A 19,105-nucleotide genomic window follows, 5' to 3' on the forward strand; every position below is an offset into this window, starting at 1 on the left:
TCATTATTATCTCTTAGGTGGGTTTAAGACTAAGGAAGGTGCAATGAAGAATCAAAGCACTGCAGATCAAATCACTCAAATCTTATCAGGGGATAAAAGCAAAAAAGCTGTGTTGAAGGGGGTGAAGGTAAAAGATGAATTGTAAAAAAAACAGATGGAATAAACATTAGGAGGTGAATGATAAAATAGTCTTAAGCAAAAAAAAACATAAAGGGAATGGATTTTCCGTTAATACCCTTCGTATTTGATGTTGAAAAAATTTGAGAACCTTTGACAATTAGCAATAAAACATTTTGAAATCAATCATTATAAACTTGGAGATCCTTATTCGGGGAGGAAATCCATTCCCTTTATGTTTTTGCAACAGCTTTTGAATTTATTTTAATCTTAGCTAAGTATTATCATATCAAAATACTCTACTAAATTGCAATAAAAATATCCTAATTCCAAAATCCATTGTTGTATCTCTGTTGTTATTTGTCAACACAATGAGTTTTGGTCGTGTGTTATGATTGACAATATGAAATGATAAACTCATCTATAATTTATATCGCATTTTATGATATTAATCAGTATAATTCTTGCTTAAAATATACTGAATAAAGGATAGAAAATGTTTGCAGATATTGGAAAATTGATATTGAGATTCAATATTGGTGTGTTGATGTTGTTTCATGGGGTATATAAGGTAATCCATGGTATTGGTGGGGTTGAGGGCTTGATAGGTAGTATGGGTTTACCTAGTTTTGTTGCTTATGGTGTATATCTGGGTGAGATTTTAGCACCTCTGATGATTATTTTGGGTTTTCGCGTGAAAGTGGCTGCTATTTTGGTTGTATTTACAATGATTGTGGCAATGTTTGCAGTGAGTGGAGGGGATATTTTTACACTCAATCAAAGTGGTGGATGGAATTTTGAGCTACAAGGGCTTTATCTTTTTGGTGCTTTGTCTATTTTCTTTTTGGATAGTGGTCGTTTTGCTCTGGATATTAAAAAAGGTAAGTGATGTTTGGAATCTGTAGGAACTATGATTAAAAAAATCAAGCTTCTTGAAAAGAGAAAACCTTTTTAAGGAGTTTGGAATTGATGAAAGATTTTAAAGGAAGGGATAAAATACTCATTGCTTTATTTATGATTTAGAAACCATTAGACATAATTGGGCTCATTAAAATGTTTTATAGTCATTGCTTTTTTCAATATGATCATCACCCATATCCATAATTTCGTAATCTTCGTATTCGACTTCAAAGTCTGGATCATCAATATCGGTTTCTTCAAGAGCTTCTCTGAGTCTTGCCATTGCCCATTTTTTTAATGCTATTTCATCACCTTTAAAACTTTTTTGCACCTCTGCTTGCACTCTATAAGTGATAATCATTTCAATACTCCTTTTTGGTTTTTATTTTTATTATTATATATATTGTTGTCAATGAAAATGAAATCAGATAAAATCCTTAATTATAAAAAAATATTTATAAAAATTTTCTAAAAAATTAATAAAATTTAATGGTAGGGTGTTTTATCTCAAATACTTTATTAGTTTGGATTTGTCCGCATTAGATGAAATATAAATAAAATATAAATAGGATAATTTCATACTTATGGCTTAAATAGAAAGATTTTATTTTTATGGTAAAATGAAAAAAATCTAAAAAAACTTGAAATTTTTTATCAAGGATTTATAAAATGAGTAGCTGGAAAGTTGAATTGAGTGTCTTTAGGTTTGATGCACAAAAAGATTATAACCCTTGCTATGAAAAATGCGTCATAGAATATTTTGATGATGATATGCTTTCAGGGGTTTTACAATCGCTCCCTTTGAAAGATTTTGAATATCACAGGAATATTGCTTTGAAGATTAACAATATAGCCGTTTTTGATGATATCAAGATCATTGATTTAGTGAAAGAGTTTGGTCAAGAATGGGTTTTAGAACCCCTTTCTATACGATATGCTTTTAAAGATTTGTTGATTGATAGGGAAGCTGTTTTGGGTTTTTATCATCGATTTTTGGAAAGTGGAGATTTTTTGAGTTCGGATGAAAAAACTGAGTTGACTAAATTTATCAATATTAATTTTATTTCACCCCAAAAGAATCCTGAATATTATGGAGATGGTTTTTTTCTATATATAAAATGGTTATTAAAACGTCATCCACAGCAGGCAAAAAGATTGCTTGAAAGTATAGGCGATGTTAAGAATGGAGTGATGAATTTTGTCAGTGTGGCTGATTTTGTGTATCCAAAAAGTCGGCAAATAGACAAAGAAATATTTGAAATCCAAAAAATGTTTACAAATGGATCTAGATGTCCCATAAAAGGTAATAAATGGCTCAATTTTACCTCAAAGATCAATGAAAAATATCAATTTCAAAAACCTATCATAGGGAAGCCTCAAGAGGGTATTGTTTACGCTATTTTTGATGGCTATGAAAAAAAAATTAATTATAAGCCTTTGATTTTTAGCGTAAGAGCAATGTTTGAAAAGCTGGGGCTGAAGACTTTGAGTTTGGAATTTTGTTTTGATGGAGGATATTGGGGGAGATTTTGCGATGAGGAAAAATTTTTATTTGCTAATGCGTATAATATGGCTCTTGCACACAGATACAAAAGTATTTTTTTATTGTGCGATGAAGATGCCTATGCGAATATTTTATATGCTAAGAAAATCATTGATTCAAATAGTGATGTATTAGAAAAAATCAATCAGAAACTCAAAGATTATGATCTGTGTTATGATAATACCGTTGAAATAAGATATCTCAATGAGATGATTGTCAATGATATAAAATTAAAATTTTCCCAACAATTTAATGGATTTAGCACTTTGATGTTTGGCGGGTCTTTGACATCACAGATTGATAAGATTTGCTATAAGGATTTTTTTAAAAGAATGACTTTGAAGCGATATGAGGGGAGCATCCAAAATGAATCTTATGCTCATCTGTTTGAAGTCAGCGAGGAATCTGCACTTTTGCAATCTGCAGAGATTCGTTATGGTGCTATTGATTTGGGGGTTGATTTTTTGCTGACTTTATCGACTGGGCAGTTTGAAATGTTTGATACTTGGTCAAAAAAATCTTCCAGGTATTATAAAAGAGATTTTGATGCTACACCTGTGCTATTTTTGCCTGAACTTGTTTTGCTTGCTATGGGAGAGAAGGATCCTAAAAAAATTGGTTTGCATTTGCATAAAAATAAAGTAAATTTTATATAATCAAAATTGCTTGATTTATTGTAATGAGGTTGATTTAGAATGAAAGTGTTTTTAAAGGTCTTGTTGGCTGCACTGATTGGTTATATTTGGTATTATATAGGCGGGGATAATTCTAGTATCGTCGCTTTGGTGCTATTTGTGTTTTTATTGTGTGTATTGCTTCTCAAGCCTATTGATTTTCAATCCCCTGAAAAGAGAGAGGATTATATCCAGCAGATTAGAAAAAAACGCGAACGTCGTTTGGCTTTGGAAACTAAACAAAAAGAAGAACAGCTTCAGTTATATAAGGCAAATAAGGAACGCGAAGAGAGGAAAAGAAGAGAACTGCACCATAAATTCAAAAACTATTAAAAGGAAGGATATGGAAATTGTTTTATTAATATTGGCAGGAGTCGTTGTGTATTATCTTTATATTACATTGCAAGAATATCTTAAGAACCCTATTGCAGTGGAATCTAAAAAAAATATCAAGCCTGTAGTTGAAGAGTACGATTTATCCAAAGACCCTTATGTGCAGATAAGTCCTTTGGACAAACTGAAGAAAACAGAATTTGGTCTGATGACTATGATTATTTCAAAGATAAATGTGGACAAAAAGACATCTTTACAAAATACTTTGATTGAAGGTTTATTTGAAGATATGCAGGTTCAAATGCAAGGTGTTGAAAATGCAAAAGAAAGCCTTTTTGAAATCTACAAGCAACAAGATGACTCTGATTTAGAAGGATTGTGCAAAGGTTTGTTGCAGGCTACTTATGGGGAATATAAAAAACGTTTGAAATTCATTGAATTTTTGTTTGGGTTTGCTTATGGAGATGGGAAGCTTGAAAGTGAGGAAAAAGAAAATATCATTGATATAGCTGCATTTTTGGAGCTGAGCAATGAAGATTTTAATAAGATTTATGATGATTTTGAAGCTCAAAATGCCAAAGAGATAAAAATATCTTATGATGAAGCTTTAGGTCTTTTTGATTTACAAGGAGAGTTTAAGGAAGAAGATTTGGATTTGAAATTCAAAAATTTGATTATAGAATGCAAACAAAATATTTTTGATGTAAAAAACTTGAATAAAAGCTTTGTGCTTTGCTTTGAAAAAATGCGTGAAATTGATTTTGCTTATCAGATTTTGCTTGGAGCAAAAAAAGAACAATAATGGCATAATTTTTGCTTCTTTTTGGAATATTTCCAAGGAGTGATTTGAGTGCAAATCAATAATCATCAAGATGGCTTGAAAGATATATTTTCTAGCCTTTATCATCAAAATATTCTTTCTAAAGGCTTTGTAGCAAAAACAACTCCTGTCCTTGATGATTCATTATATGATGATTTGAATACTGTTGATATTAAGGATATTTTTGTATTAACAGATGATTATTCTCATATGGTTGATGTTAGGGACAAGATTGCTGGAGGTTTGAAAGATGCTCGTTCTTTTTTAGCTATGGCAAAGATGCTTAAAGATAAAAATATTATCAATAACAATGATATGATAGCGATTGATTTTCTTACAAAAGAGAGTGCCAAGCTTGATTTTGAGGTGTTTGAGAGTATAAGTAAAAATAATCAGTTGAGTTTAGAAATGCGTGATTTGATAAGTAAAGTTACTCAAAAGCTTGAGGTTATTGATGGAATTAATGGCAATATAATGAATTTATAAAAGACTTTTAGGGTCTATAAGGTTGCTAGAGAGTTGGTAGTATTTCCCCACCCTTCCAATATTTTGTAGGGTAAAATTTAAATCTTGACGATATATTTTATCATCTATAAAACAATTTGAGGCTTCAAGGAAAATGGTTTGAGAATTTTTTCCAATGGAGGGCAAATCATAAAGTTTACACATAAAGGCAATATTTGTTCCTTTGATGATGGGTGGATAGTTAGAATTTATGATTTCTAGTTCAATTTGGAATTTGGTTGCTTCGCTTGTGTCGTATTCGAGTTCTGTGGCTGATTGATTCATAAACTTTAAGTTTTTTTCTTCACACATACAAATCATTGCTTTTTCTGTATCAGTGATATTTTTGAGCGTGTCTTTGGGTCTGCCATCGCTTTTGGGTGTGAGGCATAGGGAAAAAACAATTGGATCAGAACTGATAGGGGCAAAAAAACTAAAGGGTGCTAGATTGACCACGCCATTTTTGCTTGTAGTAACTGTCCAAGCAATAGGTCTTGGAGTGATAGAATTGCTCAGGATTTTATATTTGACTAGCGGTGAAGATTGGTTGAAATCAATTTGCATATTTTTTCCTTGTTAAAATTTGATTGGCTTTTTCTATGACTTCATTTGGCAGGATGTATTCCATGCAATGGTGATGTTTGAGTGGACAGGTTCTTTTTTTGCAAGGAGCACATTGGAGTTTTTTGTTTAATATGATGGCTTGAGGGTGTTTCCAGGGTGAAGTCTCTTGGTCATTTGTCGGACCAAACATTGCTATGAGTGGAATACGGATTGCTGTGGCTATGTGCATTGGACCACTATCATTTGTGATGAATAGATCTAGGGTGCTAATAGTGTCTATCAAAGATATAATATTTGTCTTTCCTGTCAGGTTAGTGATATTTTTCAGGGATTTTTGAGGAGAGAGTTGTGTTGTTGTTTTGATAATATCTTTTGAAGCTTCTAAGTCTGATTGATTTCCAAATAAAATAACTTCAAAATCTTTTTGAATAAAGTATGAAATGATTTGTGCAAAATATTCTTTTAACCATCTTTTTGCACTTCCAAATGCTGCACCTGGGTTAATACCTATTCTTATTTTGTTTTTGTTTAAAGATTTGGGTAATAAGTAGATTAATTTAAGAGTTGGAGTTTGGGCAATGATTTCATCTGTATTTTTTTTGAGTATAGGCTGTAAAAGGCATGCGTATGATAGGACTTGATGGATTTGTGATTGTGGCTTGATGGGATGGGTGAGGAAAAATGAACGGAAGTTTTTTTTATAGCCAATCCTCAAAGGGGTTTTGGTAAAAAATAATAAAATCGCAGAATAAATACTGTTTGTGAAAGTGATAGCTATGTCGTGTTTAGTGATTTTTTTTGCGAGTTTATAGGTCGATAAAAGTCTATTTTTTGATTTTTTAGTTTCATCAATGAAGCAGAAAGAAACAGCAGTATCTCTTTGAAAAAGTCCACAAACAGCTTGTGGTCCTATGAGCGTGAATGAAGCTTTGGGGAAATGACTTTTGAGTAATTCAAAAGTAGCACTTGCCATTACAGCATCACCTATCCAGTTTGGTAGACGCAGTAGGATTTTCATCAAATACCTCATTTTATTAAATTAAACTGAATTTTACACAAAAGAGGATAAAATTCAAACAAGATTAAAAATTTGGAGAAACTTGCGTATGTTAGTTGTTCCTAGGACTTTGAGTGGGTTTAGAGATAGGTTACCTAAAGAGGCAATGGCAAAATCAAAATTATTATCAAAAGTCTCTAGAGTTTTTGAAAGTTTTGGTTTTGTGCCGATTGAAACTCCACACATTGAATATGCAGATATTTTAGTAAGGCAGGGGAGTGAAGAGATACAAAAAGAACTCTATCGTTTTAAGGATCATGGTGGTAGGGATGTTGCTTTGCGTTTTGATCAGACTGTTCCTCTGGCGAGATTTATTTCTCAATATCATAATGAAGTCGAGTTGCCTTTCAAACGATATGTGATTGGGAATGTTTTTCGTGGAGAGAGGGCTCAGAGGGGTAGATACAGAGAGTTTACTCAATGTGATTTTGATTTTATAGGGAGTGATTCAATTGCGTGTGATGCTGAGATTGTGCAGGTTATTTATGCTTCTATGGCGACTTTAGGGATTGAAGAGTTTACAGTTTGGCTCAATCATCGTGAGATACTCAATGGTATTTGTAAATATTTTGGCATTGTCGATAAGAAAGGTGTTGAAATTGCTTTGAGGATCATAGACAAGCTTGATAAAATAGGCAAAGATGGTGTTTGTATTGAGTTGAAAAAAGAGCTTTGTATTAGTGAAAAAAAAGTCGAAGGTTTGATTGAAGCAATTAGCATCAAACAGATCGGTGCAGCAGATGAATTTTTTTGCGAGGTAGCACCACTTAAAAATTGGAACGAAGAACTTAAAAAAGGTATTACAGAGCTTGAATCTCTTTATGAAATACTTTCGGACTTGCAAATGGATACAGATACCTATCGGATAAATTTTGCGATTGCAAGGGGTTTGGGCTATTATACAGGGATTGTTTATGAAACAGTTTTGAATCGTCTGAAGAATCTAGGGAGTGTGTGTTCAGGTGGTAGGTATGATAACTTGACACGAACTTTTTCAAAACAAAATATGAGTGGGGTAGGGGCTTCTATAGGTATAGATAGACTTTTAGCTGGGCTTGAAGAATTGGGGTTATTGAGTGGAAGATCTACGAGTGCGAGAGTTTTAATCATTTGTATGGATAGTGCTTTTTTTGGCTTTGCCCATAAGCTCGCAGAATCTTTTCGTCGGAGTATGGTATTTACAGAGGTTTATCCAGAAGTAAATAAATTAAAAAAACAATTCAGTTATGCAGATAGCAAAGGACATGAGTTTGCTATTGTTATTGGCGAAGATGAATACAAAAGCAATACTATCACACTCAAAAATATGACTTCAGGTATGCAACTTCAGCAGCTTAGTTTCCTTAAGGCTTTAGAAATTATAAAAGAATAACTTAATATATTTGGTTTTTACCTCTTGTTTATATCAGTTTAGTGAAGTGTATTTTTAGGCACCAGATTGATGATAGTGATTTCTGAATGTGTTCCTATTCTCATTGGGGGTCCCCAGAAACCTGTCCCTTGATTGATATATAAGAAACTATTAGAGTTGATTTGATGGAGTCCCATTAAATAGGGTTGCTCTAGCAATACTGCTAGGGAGAAAGGGAATATTTGTCCACCATGTGTATGTCCTGTCAGTATTGCATCAGGAGATTTTTCTTTCAAGTACTTTATGATTTTTGGTTGATGAGAAAGCAGTATAGTAGGGATTTTTTTATCAATACCTTCCAATGCTTTTTTGAAATCAGGCTGGAGGTATCCCATACGATTTCCCATCAGATCTGCAACACCTGCAATATTGATAATAGGGTCATTGTCTATGGAAATCAGTGTGTTTTGATTGATAAGGGTATTGAACCCTATATTTTTTAGATATTGGATGATATTATTGGTATCATAGAGGTATTCGTGATTGCCAAGTACATAATAAATACCAAACTTTGATTTGAGATTGGCTAGTTCCTTGAGGGCATTTTTTGCATTGTTTAAATTTGTATCTATTATATCTCCAGTAAGGACTATTATGTCAGGATTTTGTGCATTTGCAATTTGGACAAATTGTTTTACGCGTTTTTGCCCAATCAATCCTCCAATATGTATATCACTGAGTTGAATAATTTTTAAAGGGATTTTTAGATTAGATATAGGGATAGAAACTTTTTGTAAGATAGGAGGAGTTTGGACATTGTAAATCCCATAAATGATATAAAAAAGAGTCAAGACAATAATGGTTTTTTTAAGTAGAAGGGAATATATTTTCCTTTTGTTTTTATCAAGAAATAAAATAAAAAGTGTGAAAAAATAATAAAGGATGGTAGCTATAAAAAATATGAATGCGATTCCTATTGATATAGAAAGTATAAAAAATAACCATTGTGGGAAAAGGATATGGTGCCTTGAAAACATATAAATAAGTGTTGCAATGAAGTTCAAAAAGGTTAAAATTTTGAAAATATTTTTTGTTATTTTTGAATCACTCAAATGAGCAAATAAACTACGATAAATAATCAAATGAAAGATTAAAAATATTATTGAAGCCAAAAATGGGAACAGATAAGTTTGCATTTGGGCAATGTGAGGAGTGTCTTCCATTATAATCCTTGATTGTATATTTAGATAATTTTTGTATTATATAAAAATATGCGATGAAAATTTGGATTTTATTAGAGTTTAAGGAATTTTGTAAGATGAAAATTTTATTTGTATGTTTGGGCAATATTTGCCGTTCTCCTTTGGCAGAAGGGATTGCTAAATTTTATGCTGCAAAATTCAATATCATTTTTCAAACTGATTCAGCGGGTATTTCAGGTTGGCATAATGGTGAGCCACCTTGTAAGGGTTCAATTCAGGTTGCTAAAAAACATTGTATTGATATCACTGGTTTTAGGAGTCGTAAGGTAAGTGTGTATAGTGATGATATGTTTGATCTTTTGATTGGGTTGGATAGAGGGAATGTATCTGCTTTGCTTGAGATGGGATTTGATAAATCAAAAGTTCACAAATTAGGAAAATTTGGACTTAATAATGCTGATATACCTGATCCTTATCATTATAAAGATACAGATGGATTTGAGTATGTATATGATATGATTGATAATGGTGTCAAAAATCTACTCAATCATTATTTCAAATCCAATATTAATTAAAAAATAGGAGTGGTTATTAATGCTATTATTTGGAATAAAAAATTGTGGGAGTGTGCAAAAGGCAAGGAAATTTATGGATCAAAGGGGGATTGTTTATGATTTTATTGATCTTAAAATGAATGCCCCAGCAAAAATTGATATACAAAAATGGGTGGAACTCAAAGGGATTGAAATTGTTCTGAATTCAAAAGGGGCTACATATAAGAATCTAGGTTTGAAAAATATGGATTTGGATTTATCTGATAAAATAGACTTATGCCATAAAAATCCTTTATTGCTTAAACGACCCATTATTGATAATCTTAAAAATAATCAAATCTTGATAGGCTTTAATGAGGAAGAATATAAAACTTATTTTGTGAGGAGTGAAAATTGAAAGCAACTTTTTTAGTTTTTTTGTTATTGCTTGCTGCTGGATGTGCAAGTAAAAATACTCCTTTAGCAGATTTATCAATGCCTCAAGATGCAAATTTTTATATCCAACAAGGAGAAAATATTAGTTTGCCATCAAAGGCACTTGAGGACTTGAAAAAAGATTATTTGAAAACTTGGTATTCTCCTTGGACGACAATGCAAGTCAATCAAAATAAAGATGATGTATTTTGGGTCGCACCTTCCTTGCTAAAAAATCCTGGTTATGGTGAAAATTTGAAAAAAAATTCACTTGAATACACAAAAGCTATTTATGAAGATATGGATATACAAAACTATCCTAGTGTGGCTATTAAAGCCATCATTACTTCAGATACAAGTGTGCGGGCAGTGCCTACTGACAAACCTAGATATAGTTCGCCAAGTGGTTATCCTTTTGATAGATGGCAAAATTCTTTGATATTTCAAGGAACCCCTGTTTTGATCACTCATTATGATAAAACCAAGCAGTGGGCACATATACAAAGTAGTTTTGTATATGGCTGGGTTAGGATAAATGATATTGCATATATACATCAAAAAGATATTGATTATTTATTGTCATTGAAAAATTATGTTGTGCCAGATAAGGATAAGATACCTTTATATACTCATAAGGGTGATTTTTTAACAGAAGCTCGTATTGGAGAGATTTTTGCACTCAAACCAAAAGAAAAAAATAAAACCCAAAAAGATAAAAAAGTTAAAAATGCTCCTAAAGAAGTTTATACTTATAGAAAAAATATTGATGGCTATGCGGTCATTATTCCTGCGAACATAGAAGGTTTAGATTTTAGTGTATTCCCTAAAAAGATGGATGTTTCTTCAATGGCTGATATTATTAATGCAATGGTGGGGCAAAGGTATGGTTGGGGAGGGTCTCTTGAGAATAGAGATTGTTCGGCTTTTACAAGAGATTCATTTGCCAATTTTGGTATTTTATTGCCTAGAAATTCTGCTGCACAGGCTAAATATGCAGACAATATGGTTGATTTGAGTCATTATAGTGCTAAAGAGAAAGAAAAATATATCATTGAACACGCAACACCTTTTGCAACTATTTTATGGCTCAAGGGACATATAATGCTTTATATTGGAACTTATGAAGGCAAGGCTATTGTTGCACATAGTGCTTGGAGTATTTCGACTTCAACATTATTTTCAAAACAAGAAAATATACTTGGTGGGGTTGTCATCACTACTCTTTGGGTTGGCAAAGAAAAAAATGGTATTTTTTCAAAATCAAAAATGTTGATTGATAGGGTTTTAGGTATGTCTGATTTGTATAATTATGCTTCAAAAATAGATTCTGCAGAAGAGAAATGATGAGATATTTATTGTTTTGTGTATTATTTGTGAGTTTTGTTTGTGCACAGGGTAAAATAAATGTTGTTGTGAGTGTTATCCCCCAGATATATTTGGTAGAAAAAATAGGGGGTATAGATGTTGATGTGAGTTCTATGGTTCCTGATGGTAGAAGTCCTGAGACTTATGAACCATTGATTTCTCAGATGAAAATGATAAAGAATGCCTCAGTATATTTTGGTGTTGGGATGGATTTTGAAAAAGCTTGGAAACCACGTTTTATTTCTGCAAATCCTTTGATGGAATTTGTTGATTTATCCGAAATTGGCATAAAAAAACAAGATCAATCCAACCAATTTAAGCATAAGCACGATCCTCATATTTGGCTTTCAGTTGCTTTGGCTAAGGTTCAAGCAGAAAAGATTTATGAAACGCTTTCTAATATCCGTCCTTTAAGGAAATCATTTTATCAGGCAAATTTAGAAGAGTTTTTAAAAGAAATCAATGCTTTAGATTCCCAAATTAAAGGTATTTTTTCAAAACCAAATGCTCAAAAATCTTTTGTTGTTTATCATCCAGCATTTGGATATTTGGCTAAGGAATATGGACTTGAAGAAATTGCCCTTGAAAACGATGGTAAACCTATAAAACTCAAACAAATGATTGGTCTAAGGGATGTCATTTTGAAAAAAGACATTAAAGTGGCATATGTGCAGCCTGAATTTTCAAAAGATAGGATCAAGGCTTTTGCTAATGAACTTCATTTGAAAATCCTAACTTTAGATCCTTTGAGGGCAGATTGGAAAGATAATATTTTGCATATTTGTAAAATGATTGCTTCACAAGGTAATGTTGAGTGAATGGAATTATGCTCTTTGAATGTAGGGATTTATGCTATCGATATACTTCTGAATATGTTTTAGAAAATGTTAGTTTTTCTGTCAATGAAAAAGATTTTTTAGCTATCATTGGTCCAAATGGTGGAGGTAAAACCACCTTGATAAAGATTTTACTTGGTTTGTTAAAGCCTAATTCTGGGGATATTTTTTATCCCAATCCCGTTAATTTTTGTTCACAGAGTTTGGTTGGATACGTACCACAAGATACTGGTATAAATAGTGATTTTCCAATACAGGCTATTGATATTGTGAAAATGGGTTTTTTGAAGCGAAATATTTTTGGATGCAGGGTGGGAAAAAAAGAAACATTGCTTGCTTTTGAAATGCTTGAGAAATTAGGAATAAAACATTTAGCTTATAAAAGGATTTCTGATCTTTCAGGAGGTCAAAGACAGAGAGTCTTAATAGCTAGAGCACTTTGTGGAGATCCAAAATTAGTTATTTTAGATGAACCTACTTCTAGTATTGATGTCAAAACGCAGGATGAAATTTATAAAATATTAAAAACTTTTAATACCATTCATACTATAATTGTAATAAGCCATGATATATCTATACTTTTGGGATATGCTTCAAGGGTTCTTTATGTAAATAAAGAAGTGATTGTGCATAAACTTCCAAATTTGGATTTAGATACAAATGGACATCTATGTGAAGTTGATTTGCTTGATAGATTTGCAATTCTTGAGGAGTAAAAATGCAAAATGAATTTGATGTTGTCGTTATTGGAGGGGGTGTTTCAGGCTGTGCAGCTTTTTATGCTTTGAGTGAGTATAGTGATATTAAGAGAATAGCTATCATAGAGAAATGTGATGGGCTTGCGAAAGTGAGTTCAAGCCCAAAGGCAAACTCTCAAACAATCCATGATGGTTCTATTGAAACAAATTATACGGTAGAAAAAGCGAAAAAAGTTAAGCTCTCAGCTTATAAAGTTAGGCATTATGCTTTGAATAAAAACCTCCAAAATAAAATCATTTTTGAGAATCAAAAAATGGCTATAGGTGTGGGTGAAGAAGAATGTGAGTTTATGAAAAAACGATACGAAGATTTTAAGGAAATTTTTCCAAATTTGGAATTTTTTGATAAAAATAAAATCAAGGAACTTGAACCTAGAGTTATCTTAGATTCTAGTGGGAATGATAGGTTTGAGAATGTTTTAGGATCTGGTTTTCAAAAAGATTGGTGTGCGATGAATTTTGGTTTGTTGAGTGAAAATTTTGTCCAAGAAGCTAAAAAAATCAATCCTAACAATGAAGTGTTTTTAAATTTTCGTGTGAAAAAAATAGAACCTCGATCTGGTGGTTATGCTGTCATATCTCAAAATGGAGATGAGGTGTATGCAAAGTTTGTTTTGGTTAATGCTGGATCTTATTCCTTGCCATTAGCACAGTCAATGGGTTATGGGATGGATTTAGGTTGTTTGCCTGTTGCAGGTAGTTTTTATTTTGTGCCTGATTTGTTGAGAGGCAAAGTTTATACAGTGCAAAATCCAAAACTCCCATTTGCGGCTGTGCATGGTGATCCTGATGTAGTCATCAAAGGTAAAACACGTATTGGACCTACGGCACTGACTATGCCAAAATTAGAACGTAATAAACATTGGCTTGGTGGTATTAGTTTAGATTTATTTAAAATGGATTTGAATAAAGAAGTATTTAAAATTGCTTTTGATCTATTTTCTGATAAAGAAATTCGTGATTATGTTTTCAAAAATATAGTGTTTGAATTACCCTATGTTGGTAAAAGGAAGTTTTTGAAAGATGCTCAAAAAATCATTCCTTCTTTAAGGTTAAAAGACCTCCAATATGCAGATGGTTTTGGAGAAGTCAGACCTCAAGTATTAGATCGCACCAAGAGAAAACTTGAGCTTGGAGAGAAAAAAATAGCTACCAATAAAGCCATTACATTTAATATGACACCATCGCCTGGTGCAACGAGTTGTTTACAAAATGCTTTAGTCGATGCTCAAGAGATTGTTACTTATTTGGGTGGGAAGTTTGATTTAGAGAGATTTTATCAAGATCTTTCACCTGAAGAGTTAGATAGTCTATAAAGACGATTTGAATGGGTGAATTTTTATCTTATTCGTTTGTTCAAAATGCACTCATCGCTTCATTTTTAATCAGCATTTGTGCTGGCATTATTGGCTCAATTATTGTTTCTAATAAGACAGTTTTTTTGGCTGGAGGTGTTGCCCATAGTGCATTTGGTGGAGTAGGCGTTGCTTTGTATTTCGGATTCAATACTACTTTAGGAGCTTCTCTTTCGGGGATTTTAATGGCATTACTGATGGTTTATGCTACTATCAAGTTCAAGAACAGGATTGATACTTTTATTGCTGCAAGTTGGGCAATGGGTATGGCTATAGGGATTGTTTTGATTGATTTGACTCCGGGATATGGCAGTGATATTACGAGCTATTTATTTGGTTCTATTATTGCTGTTGCTCCAAATGATATTATCAGTATTGGAGTTTTTGATATTGTTTTATTGGTTTTTGTGGGGGTTTATTATCGTGAACTTTTGAGTATTTTTTATGATAGTGAGTTTTGTAAGCTTAAGAAAATCAATATTGTGATTTTTAATATTGTGATTTTTGTATTGGTTTCTATTGGTGTAGTGATGAGCATGAATGTAGCGGGTCTTATTTTGGTATTATCAATTTTATCTATACCAGCTTATATTGCTACGATGTTTGTATCTTCTTTGAGGTTTCAGATGGTTTTTTCTTGGGTATTGTCTTTGATTTTTATGTGGATAGGATTTTTTATTTCTTATATTTATGATTTAAGTATTGGTGCTTGTATTGTGATAGTATCTGTATTGTGTATGGGGATTGCCATTGTATTTAAAAATATATTTTATAATTTTGGGATTTTTAAAAATAATCAAAGGTAAATAATGGAGAAAACTAAGCCACTAGATTTGTCTTTGCAAGTTGCTAGGAGGGCAATGAAAATTGTTATTTTTATTGGCATGTTTGCTATTTTTCTAGTGATGATAAATATTTATGTTTTACTCAATCAAATCACTGCAACTGCAAAAATGAGTAAAGAAATACACCATTTAGAGGATAAGATAAAAATATTGGAAGGAAAAATTGAAAAATAAATTCAAATTTTTTTGTTTATTTTTCTTTGGCGGGGTTTTGTATGCTCAAAATGATTCTTTCCCAGATCTATCCTTAAGATTAGAACCTTATGGAAATCTCAAAGCAGGAATGCAATATTATTCTTATACAGAACCAAAAGTAATGACTGTGAGTGGTCCTATGTTTACAGTGAGTGCTATGGGGGGTATTAAATTCAATCCTTTGATAAAATCTGATCTTGAAATTTATTATGCTACCGATATAGGTCAAAATATATATCATGGAAGCCTTGTCTTAACCAATCCTGATGGGAGTAGGAAAAATATTCCTGTGAAATATAAATCAAATGATTATTATTTGGGTGGAGTTTATCGTTTGGGATTAATCATTGGGAATGGTATTGATGAATGGTTGGTTTTATATACAGGGATGGGTTATCGTTATCTTAATAATATCGCTTTAGGGCTAGGTGCTTATTCAAGAGAGCAATCTTATTTATATATGCCTTTTGGAGGTAGGGTTAAGGTATGGGTAAATAATAAAATCCGATTAAAACTTGATGCTGAATTGCGTGCATTGCTTTTAGGAAACAATAAAAGTGCATTCAAAAAAATTGGGTTTGATAATGATTTACATTTTACTCAAAACAATGGAAGTGGTGCAAGAGTCAGTTTTGGGGCAGAAGTTTTTATTTCAAAAAAGAATATATTTTTTATTCAAGGTACTTTAGATTATTGGAGTATTGGAGATTCAAATAAAAAACCTGCTTATAAAAGTGGTGTTATACAGGGTTATTGGCTTGAACCTAAGAATAATACGATAACTTATGGTGTAGAAATTGGTTATGCATTTTAATGTTTAGCATCACAAAGTGTGATTGCAAAAATAACTGATGAACCAGTTTTTTGTATGATATTTTTTGCTTCTTTTATCGTTGTGCCTGTTGTGATGATGTCATCAAGGATAAAGGTATGTTTGATTTTTTTATCTTTATAGATAAATCCTCTAGGATTTTTTTGTCGGTACTCAAGAGGTTTGCCTGCATATCGCACTATATTTTTTGCATAGAGTTTTCCATAGGAAGGTTTGATACCATATTGACAAAATTCTTTAAGGATGACTCCAGTGTGTGAATAGTAGCTTCTTACACAATCATCAATCCCTACACCCCAAAGCTCTATTTCTTTCCAAAGATTTATATTTTCTTTTTGAGAGTCAAAGAAATATTTGCTTGCTTTTTTAGCAAGTATTTTTAGTATCCTGCTTCCAAAAACAGAGTATTTGCTACTTATGAGTATAGAAATATCACTATAACGATAAAAACTGTAAACAGCTATTCCTTCAATGATACGGGTTGAAGGGGTGATTTTGATTTCTTGAAGGCATTTTTTACAAATAGGATTCCAATAAAATTTCCCACAAATCACGCATTTCATAGCTTAGAATCTATGATTTGTTTTATTTGCGTATGGATGACTTCTTTATCTTTGGAGGCATCTATGAAGTGTAATTCACAACCAAGAGATTTTATTTTTTCTGTCATAGATTTTATTTTTTTTTGTACATCTAATAGATATGCAATTCCTCTTTTTTCGATAATATCATTGGATTTTTTATTGAGGCGGGTTTGGAGTTCTTTGGTATCAATCTCTAGCATGATAACCAAATCAGGCACAATCCCACCTGTAGCAAAAAGGTTTAATTCTATGGCTTGAGGTATTTCTATTCCTTTTGAATAGGCAATACCAGAAATAAGGCTCCTGTCAGAAATGATGAGCTTATCTTGATTGGGTAGAATGATTTTTGCAGTATGTTCAGCTCTATCAGCTAAGAATAATAAAAATTCAGTTTTTGAATCCATAGCATTAGGGATTTTGTTTGTATCTTTTTGATTTTCTTTCAAGATCATTTCTCGTATCTGCATCCCAATAAGACTACCCCCAGGCTCTTTTGTAAAAATTGCTTGGGGGTAAGCATTTTTTAGGAGGTTGATTTGGGTTGATTTCCCAGAGGTATCAATGCCTTCTAATGAAATATACATTTTTGCTCCTTAATGATGTATTTATAGACAGGTTTGGGTATTAAATGAGAGACTTTACCATTATGTTCTAAAATACTTCGGACGATAGAAGAGCTAATAAAAGCGTTTTTTAAAGTTGGCATAAAATAAATGGTGTCAAGTTCATCATTTAAAGAGGCATTAGCATAACCCATTTGTAGTTCGTATTCAAAATCACTTACAACCCTTAATCCTCTAATAATAATTTTTGCACCATTGTCTTTGGCGAAATCTGCTAGCAGATTATCAAAACATACACATTCGACATTTGGAATATTTTTTGTGGCTAGTTCTACCATTTTTTTTCTAGTTTGGAGAGAAAACATAGGATTTTTTGAGCTTGATTTAGCAATAGCAATGATGACATTGTCAAATAGTTCTGTGCTACGTTTGATGATGTCAAAATGTCCATTAGTGAGTGGATCGAAAGTGCCTGGATAGATAGCAATTTTCTTCATTTTTTTTGTCCCCATTTTGGGTAAAGTTCATTGGGTATTCCTAAAACGTCTAGCCATTTACCTATCAAGAAATTTTCCATTGAGGTAAGATCGGTTATTTTGGCATAGTAACCCATTATCGCAGGTGCAATAATGACTCCTAAATTTGAAAGTTTAAGCATATTTTCTAATGCTATGCTTGAGAGAGGTAATTCTCTTGGGGCAAGTAAAAGTTTTTTGTGTTCTTTTATCATCACGCCTGCACATCTTGAAATTAACTCATCAGCCATACCGCAAGAGATTTTTGCGAGCATGTTCATACTTGTTGGTATTACTGCCATTAAGTCGACACCAAAGCTTCCTGAAGAAATATTTGCATCGATTTCATCCTCATCAAAAAGCGATAGTTTCCGGCCTGTTTTTATGATCATATCAAGAGCTGTTTCTAATTCGCTCTCAATTTCTTTTTGAGAGACAATTTTTGCACTTTCAGAGAGGATGACAAAGAGTTCTATTTCTTTTGGGATAGATTTAATGAATTGTATGGCTAGATTAACACCACTTGCACCACTAATGCCCACTATCATTTTCATAATATTTCTCCTTTATTTTCATCAATGATTTTAACCCGAATGACTTTTTTTGTGTCAGGATTTATGGCATTAATGATTTGATTTTTTGAGCCATTTTCTTTTGCAATTAGGGTAGTTTCTATATTGATATGATTATTTTTAATAATACCTACAAAGCGATTATCTTTGTAAATAAGGATTTTTGATTGTATTTTATCTGATGTGATGATGCTATTAGGTGGGGTATAGGATTTGGCACTGATATGATTGATTTGGTCTTTAATGATTGGGAGTTGGGCAATCCTTTCTAGAGGGATTTGTGTTTTGATTGTATTGGCATCGGTTATATTTTGATATTTTTTGATGGTTGAAGTTGATTTATACACATCAATAGTAGCTTGTATTTCGTATTGTAGAGGGATTTTTAAAATAGTGTTATTTAAGGTTGCATTTAAGAAGATATTAGCAGATTTTTTATTCAAAGATTTTGAATCCATATCAATGGATATGATTTTATAATCTTGCAGAGGTATATTTGCAGGGATTGATAAAGAAATGTTTGTGATATGGATATTGTAATTTTTATATTGTTTTTCATAGGCATTTTGTATATAGTTTTTGATTTGATCAATATTATTTGAAGCCCATAAATATGAAGATAGTAATAAAAATAAAAATAACCTTAACATTC

General features: G+C 32.1%; 24 protein-coding genes. 15 read left to right on the plus strand and 9 right to left on the minus strand.

Annotated features, from left to right (window positions below; translation table 11 throughout):
• Positions 1–613: 613 nt before the first annotated feature.
• Entirely contained in the window at positions 614–1,006 is a 393-nt protein-coding gene (locus BKH44_RS06555) for a DoxX family protein (RefSeq protein WP_095271495.1), read from the plus strand.
• Positions 1,007–1,165: 159 nt separating this feature from the next.
• Here BKH44_RS06555 and BKH44_RS06560 read toward each other — a convergent pair whose 3' ends face one another.
• Entirely contained in the window at positions 1,166–1,378 is a 213-nt protein-coding gene (locus BKH44_RS06560) for a hypothetical protein (protein ID WP_095271496.1), read from the minus strand.
• A 308-nt stretch (positions 1,379–1,686) separates the two neighbouring features.
• Between BKH44_RS06560 and BKH44_RS06565 the strand changes: the two genes are divergently transcribed.
• Genes BKH44_RS06565 through BKH44_RS06580 form a run of 4 tightly spaced genes read left to right on the plus strand, consistent with a single transcriptional unit; the run spans position 1,687 to position 4,873 of the window.
• Entirely contained in the window at positions 1,687–3,216 is a 1,530-nt protein-coding gene (locus BKH44_RS06565; RefSeq protein ID WP_095271499.1) for a DUF5644 domain-containing protein, read from the plus strand.
• Positions 3,217–3,255: 39 nt separating this feature from the next.
• Positions 3,256–3,567, plus strand: coding sequence for a hypothetical protein (locus BKH44_RS06570; protein ID WP_095271501.1), 312 nt, complete (start codon positions 3,256–3,258; stop codon positions 3,565–3,567).
• Between the two features lie 10 nt (positions 3,568–3,577).
• Entirely contained in the window at positions 3,578–4,369 is a 792-nt protein-coding gene (locus tag BKH44_RS06575) for a TerB family tellurite resistance protein (RefSeq protein ID WP_095271504.1), read from the plus strand.
• A gap of 48 nt (positions 4,370–4,417) precedes the next feature.
• Complete coding sequence (locus BKH44_RS06580; protein ID WP_095271507.1) at positions 4,418–4,873, plus strand: hypothetical protein; 456 nt, start codon at positions 4,418–4,420, stop codon at positions 4,871–4,873.
• Here the strand turns inward: BKH44_RS06580 and BKH44_RS06585 are convergent.
• Together BKH44_RS06585 and waaF are read right to left on the minus strand one after the other, a co-directional pair.
• Positions 4,868–5,455 (minus strand): flavin reductase family protein, encoded by a 588-nt coding sequence (locus tag BKH44_RS06585; RefSeq protein ID WP_095271509.1) that lies wholly within the window; start codon positions 5,453–5,455, stop codon positions 4,868–4,870. The two genes, BKH44_RS06580 and BKH44_RS06585, sit on opposite strands and share 6 nt — an antisense overlap.
• Entirely contained in the window at positions 5,445–6,473 is a 1,029-nt protein-coding gene (gene waaF, locus BKH44_RS06590) for a lipopolysaccharide heptosyltransferase II (protein WP_095271512.1), read from the minus strand. Before waaF ends, BKH44_RS06585 begins: the two co-directional genes overlap by 11 nt.
• An 88-nt stretch (positions 6,474–6,561) precedes the next feature.
• Here waaF and hisS point away from each other — a divergent pair, with 88 nt between their 5' ends.
• A complete protein-coding gene (hisS, locus tag BKH44_RS06595) occupies positions 6,562–7,884 on the plus strand; it encodes a histidine--tRNA ligase (RefSeq protein WP_095271515.1) in 1,323 nt (440 codons plus the stop codon).
• 38 nt (positions 7,885–7,922) lie between these two features.
• On the opposite strand, the gene BKH44_RS06600 is transcribed toward hisS, so the two are convergent.
• Entirely contained in the window at positions 7,923–9,086 is a 1,164-nt protein-coding gene (locus tag BKH44_RS06600; RefSeq protein WP_095271517.1) for a metallophosphoesterase, read from the minus strand.
• A gap of 95 nt (positions 9,087–9,181) precedes the next feature.
• Between BKH44_RS06600 and BKH44_RS06605 the strand changes: the two genes are divergently transcribed.
• Genes BKH44_RS06605 through BKH44_RS06645 form a run of 9 tightly spaced genes read left to right on the plus strand, consistent with a single transcriptional unit; the run spans position 9,182 to position 16,201 of the window.
• A complete protein-coding gene (locus BKH44_RS06605) occupies positions 9,182–9,640 on the plus strand; it encodes a low molecular weight protein-tyrosine-phosphatase (RefSeq protein WP_095271520.1) in 459 nt (152 codons plus the stop codon).
• 19 nt (positions 9,641–9,659) lie between these two features.
• Positions 9,660–10,016, plus strand: a complete 357-nt coding sequence (locus BKH44_RS06610; RefSeq protein ID WP_095271523.1) for an arsenate reductase family protein — start codon at positions 9,660–9,662, stop codon at positions 10,014–10,016.
• Complete coding sequence (locus BKH44_RS06615; protein WP_257842614.1) at positions 10,013–11,377, plus strand: SH3 domain-containing C40 family peptidase; 1,365 nt, start codon at positions 10,013–10,015, stop codon at positions 11,375–11,377. The genes BKH44_RS06610 and BKH44_RS06615 overlap by 4 nt, the downstream gene beginning before the upstream one ends.
• Positions 11,377–12,216, plus strand: a complete 840-nt coding sequence (locus BKH44_RS06620; protein ID WP_180674136.1) for a zinc ABC transporter substrate-binding protein — start codon at positions 11,377–11,379, stop codon at positions 12,214–12,216. The genes BKH44_RS06615 and BKH44_RS06620 overlap by 1 nt, the downstream gene beginning before the upstream one ends.
• On the plus strand, positions 12,213–12,950 hold the full coding sequence (locus BKH44_RS06625) for an ATP-binding cassette domain-containing protein (protein WP_257842615.1): 738 nt from the start codon (positions 12,213–12,215) through the stop codon (positions 12,948–12,950). Before BKH44_RS06620 ends, BKH44_RS06625 begins: the two co-directional genes overlap by 4 nt.
• Positions 12,951–12,952: 2 nt before the next feature.
• Positions 12,953–14,308 carry an FAD-dependent oxidoreductase gene (locus BKH44_RS06630; RefSeq protein ID WP_095271529.1) on the plus strand — a complete coding sequence of 452 codons (1,356 nt, stop codon included), beginning with the start codon at positions 12,953–12,955 and terminating at the stop codon, positions 14,306–14,308.
• 11 nt (positions 14,309–14,319) lie between these two features.
• Entirely contained in the window at positions 14,320–15,153 is an 834-nt protein-coding gene (locus BKH44_RS06635; RefSeq protein ID WP_095271532.1) for a metal ABC transporter permease, read from the plus strand.
• Positions 15,154–15,156: 3 nt separating this feature from the next.
• Entirely contained in the window at positions 15,157–15,366 is a 210-nt protein-coding gene (locus tag BKH44_RS06640; RefSeq protein ID WP_095271534.1) for a DUF5408 family protein, read from the plus strand.
• Positions 15,356–16,201, plus strand: a complete 846-nt coding sequence (locus tag BKH44_RS06645) for a hypothetical protein (protein WP_095271537.1) — start codon at positions 15,356–15,358, stop codon at positions 16,199–16,201. Before BKH44_RS06640 ends, BKH44_RS06645 begins: the two co-directional genes overlap by 11 nt.
• Here BKH44_RS06645 and BKH44_RS06650 read toward each other — a convergent pair.
• Genes BKH44_RS06650 through flgA form a run of 5 tightly spaced genes read right to left on the minus strand, consistent with a single transcriptional unit; the run spans position 16,198 to position 19,103 of the window.
• The gene (locus tag BKH44_RS06650; protein ID WP_095271540.1) at positions 16,198–16,782 is read right to left on the minus strand and encodes a ComF family protein; all 585 of its coding nucleotides are present in this window, start codon (positions 16,780–16,782) and stop codon (positions 16,198–16,200) included. The two genes, BKH44_RS06645 and BKH44_RS06650, sit on opposite strands and share 4 nt — an antisense overlap.
• Complete coding sequence (tmk, locus tag BKH44_RS06655) at positions 16,779–17,387, minus strand: dTMP kinase (RefSeq protein WP_095271543.1); 609 nt, start codon at positions 17,385–17,387, stop codon at positions 16,779–16,781. The genes BKH44_RS06650 and tmk overlap by 4 nt, the downstream gene beginning before the upstream one ends.
• Positions 17,372–17,863: a pantetheine-phosphate adenylyltransferase gene (coaD, locus tag BKH44_RS06660; protein ID WP_095271673.1), complete on the minus strand. Its 492-nt coding sequence runs from the start codon at positions 17,861–17,863 to the stop codon at positions 17,372–17,374. The genes tmk and coaD overlap by 16 nt, the downstream gene beginning before the upstream one ends.
• Positions 17,860–18,435, minus strand: coding sequence for a UbiX family flavin prenyltransferase (locus BKH44_RS06665; RefSeq protein WP_095271545.1), 576 nt, complete (start codon positions 18,433–18,435; stop codon positions 17,860–17,862). Before BKH44_RS06665 ends, coaD begins: the two co-directional genes overlap by 4 nt.
• A complete protein-coding gene (flgA, locus tag BKH44_RS06670) occupies positions 18,432–19,103 on the minus strand; it encodes a flagellar basal body P-ring formation chaperone FlgA (RefSeq protein WP_180674137.1) in 672 nt (223 codons plus the stop codon). The genes BKH44_RS06665 and flgA overlap by 4 nt, the downstream gene beginning before the upstream one ends.
• Between the last annotated feature and the right edge of the window lie 2 nt (positions 19,104–19,105).

The organism is Helicobacter sp. 13S00477-4, from assembly GCF_002272785.1.
In the GTDB taxonomy this organism is placed as follows: domain Bacteria; phylum Campylobacterota; class Campylobacteria; order Campylobacterales; family Helicobacteraceae; genus Helicobacter_J.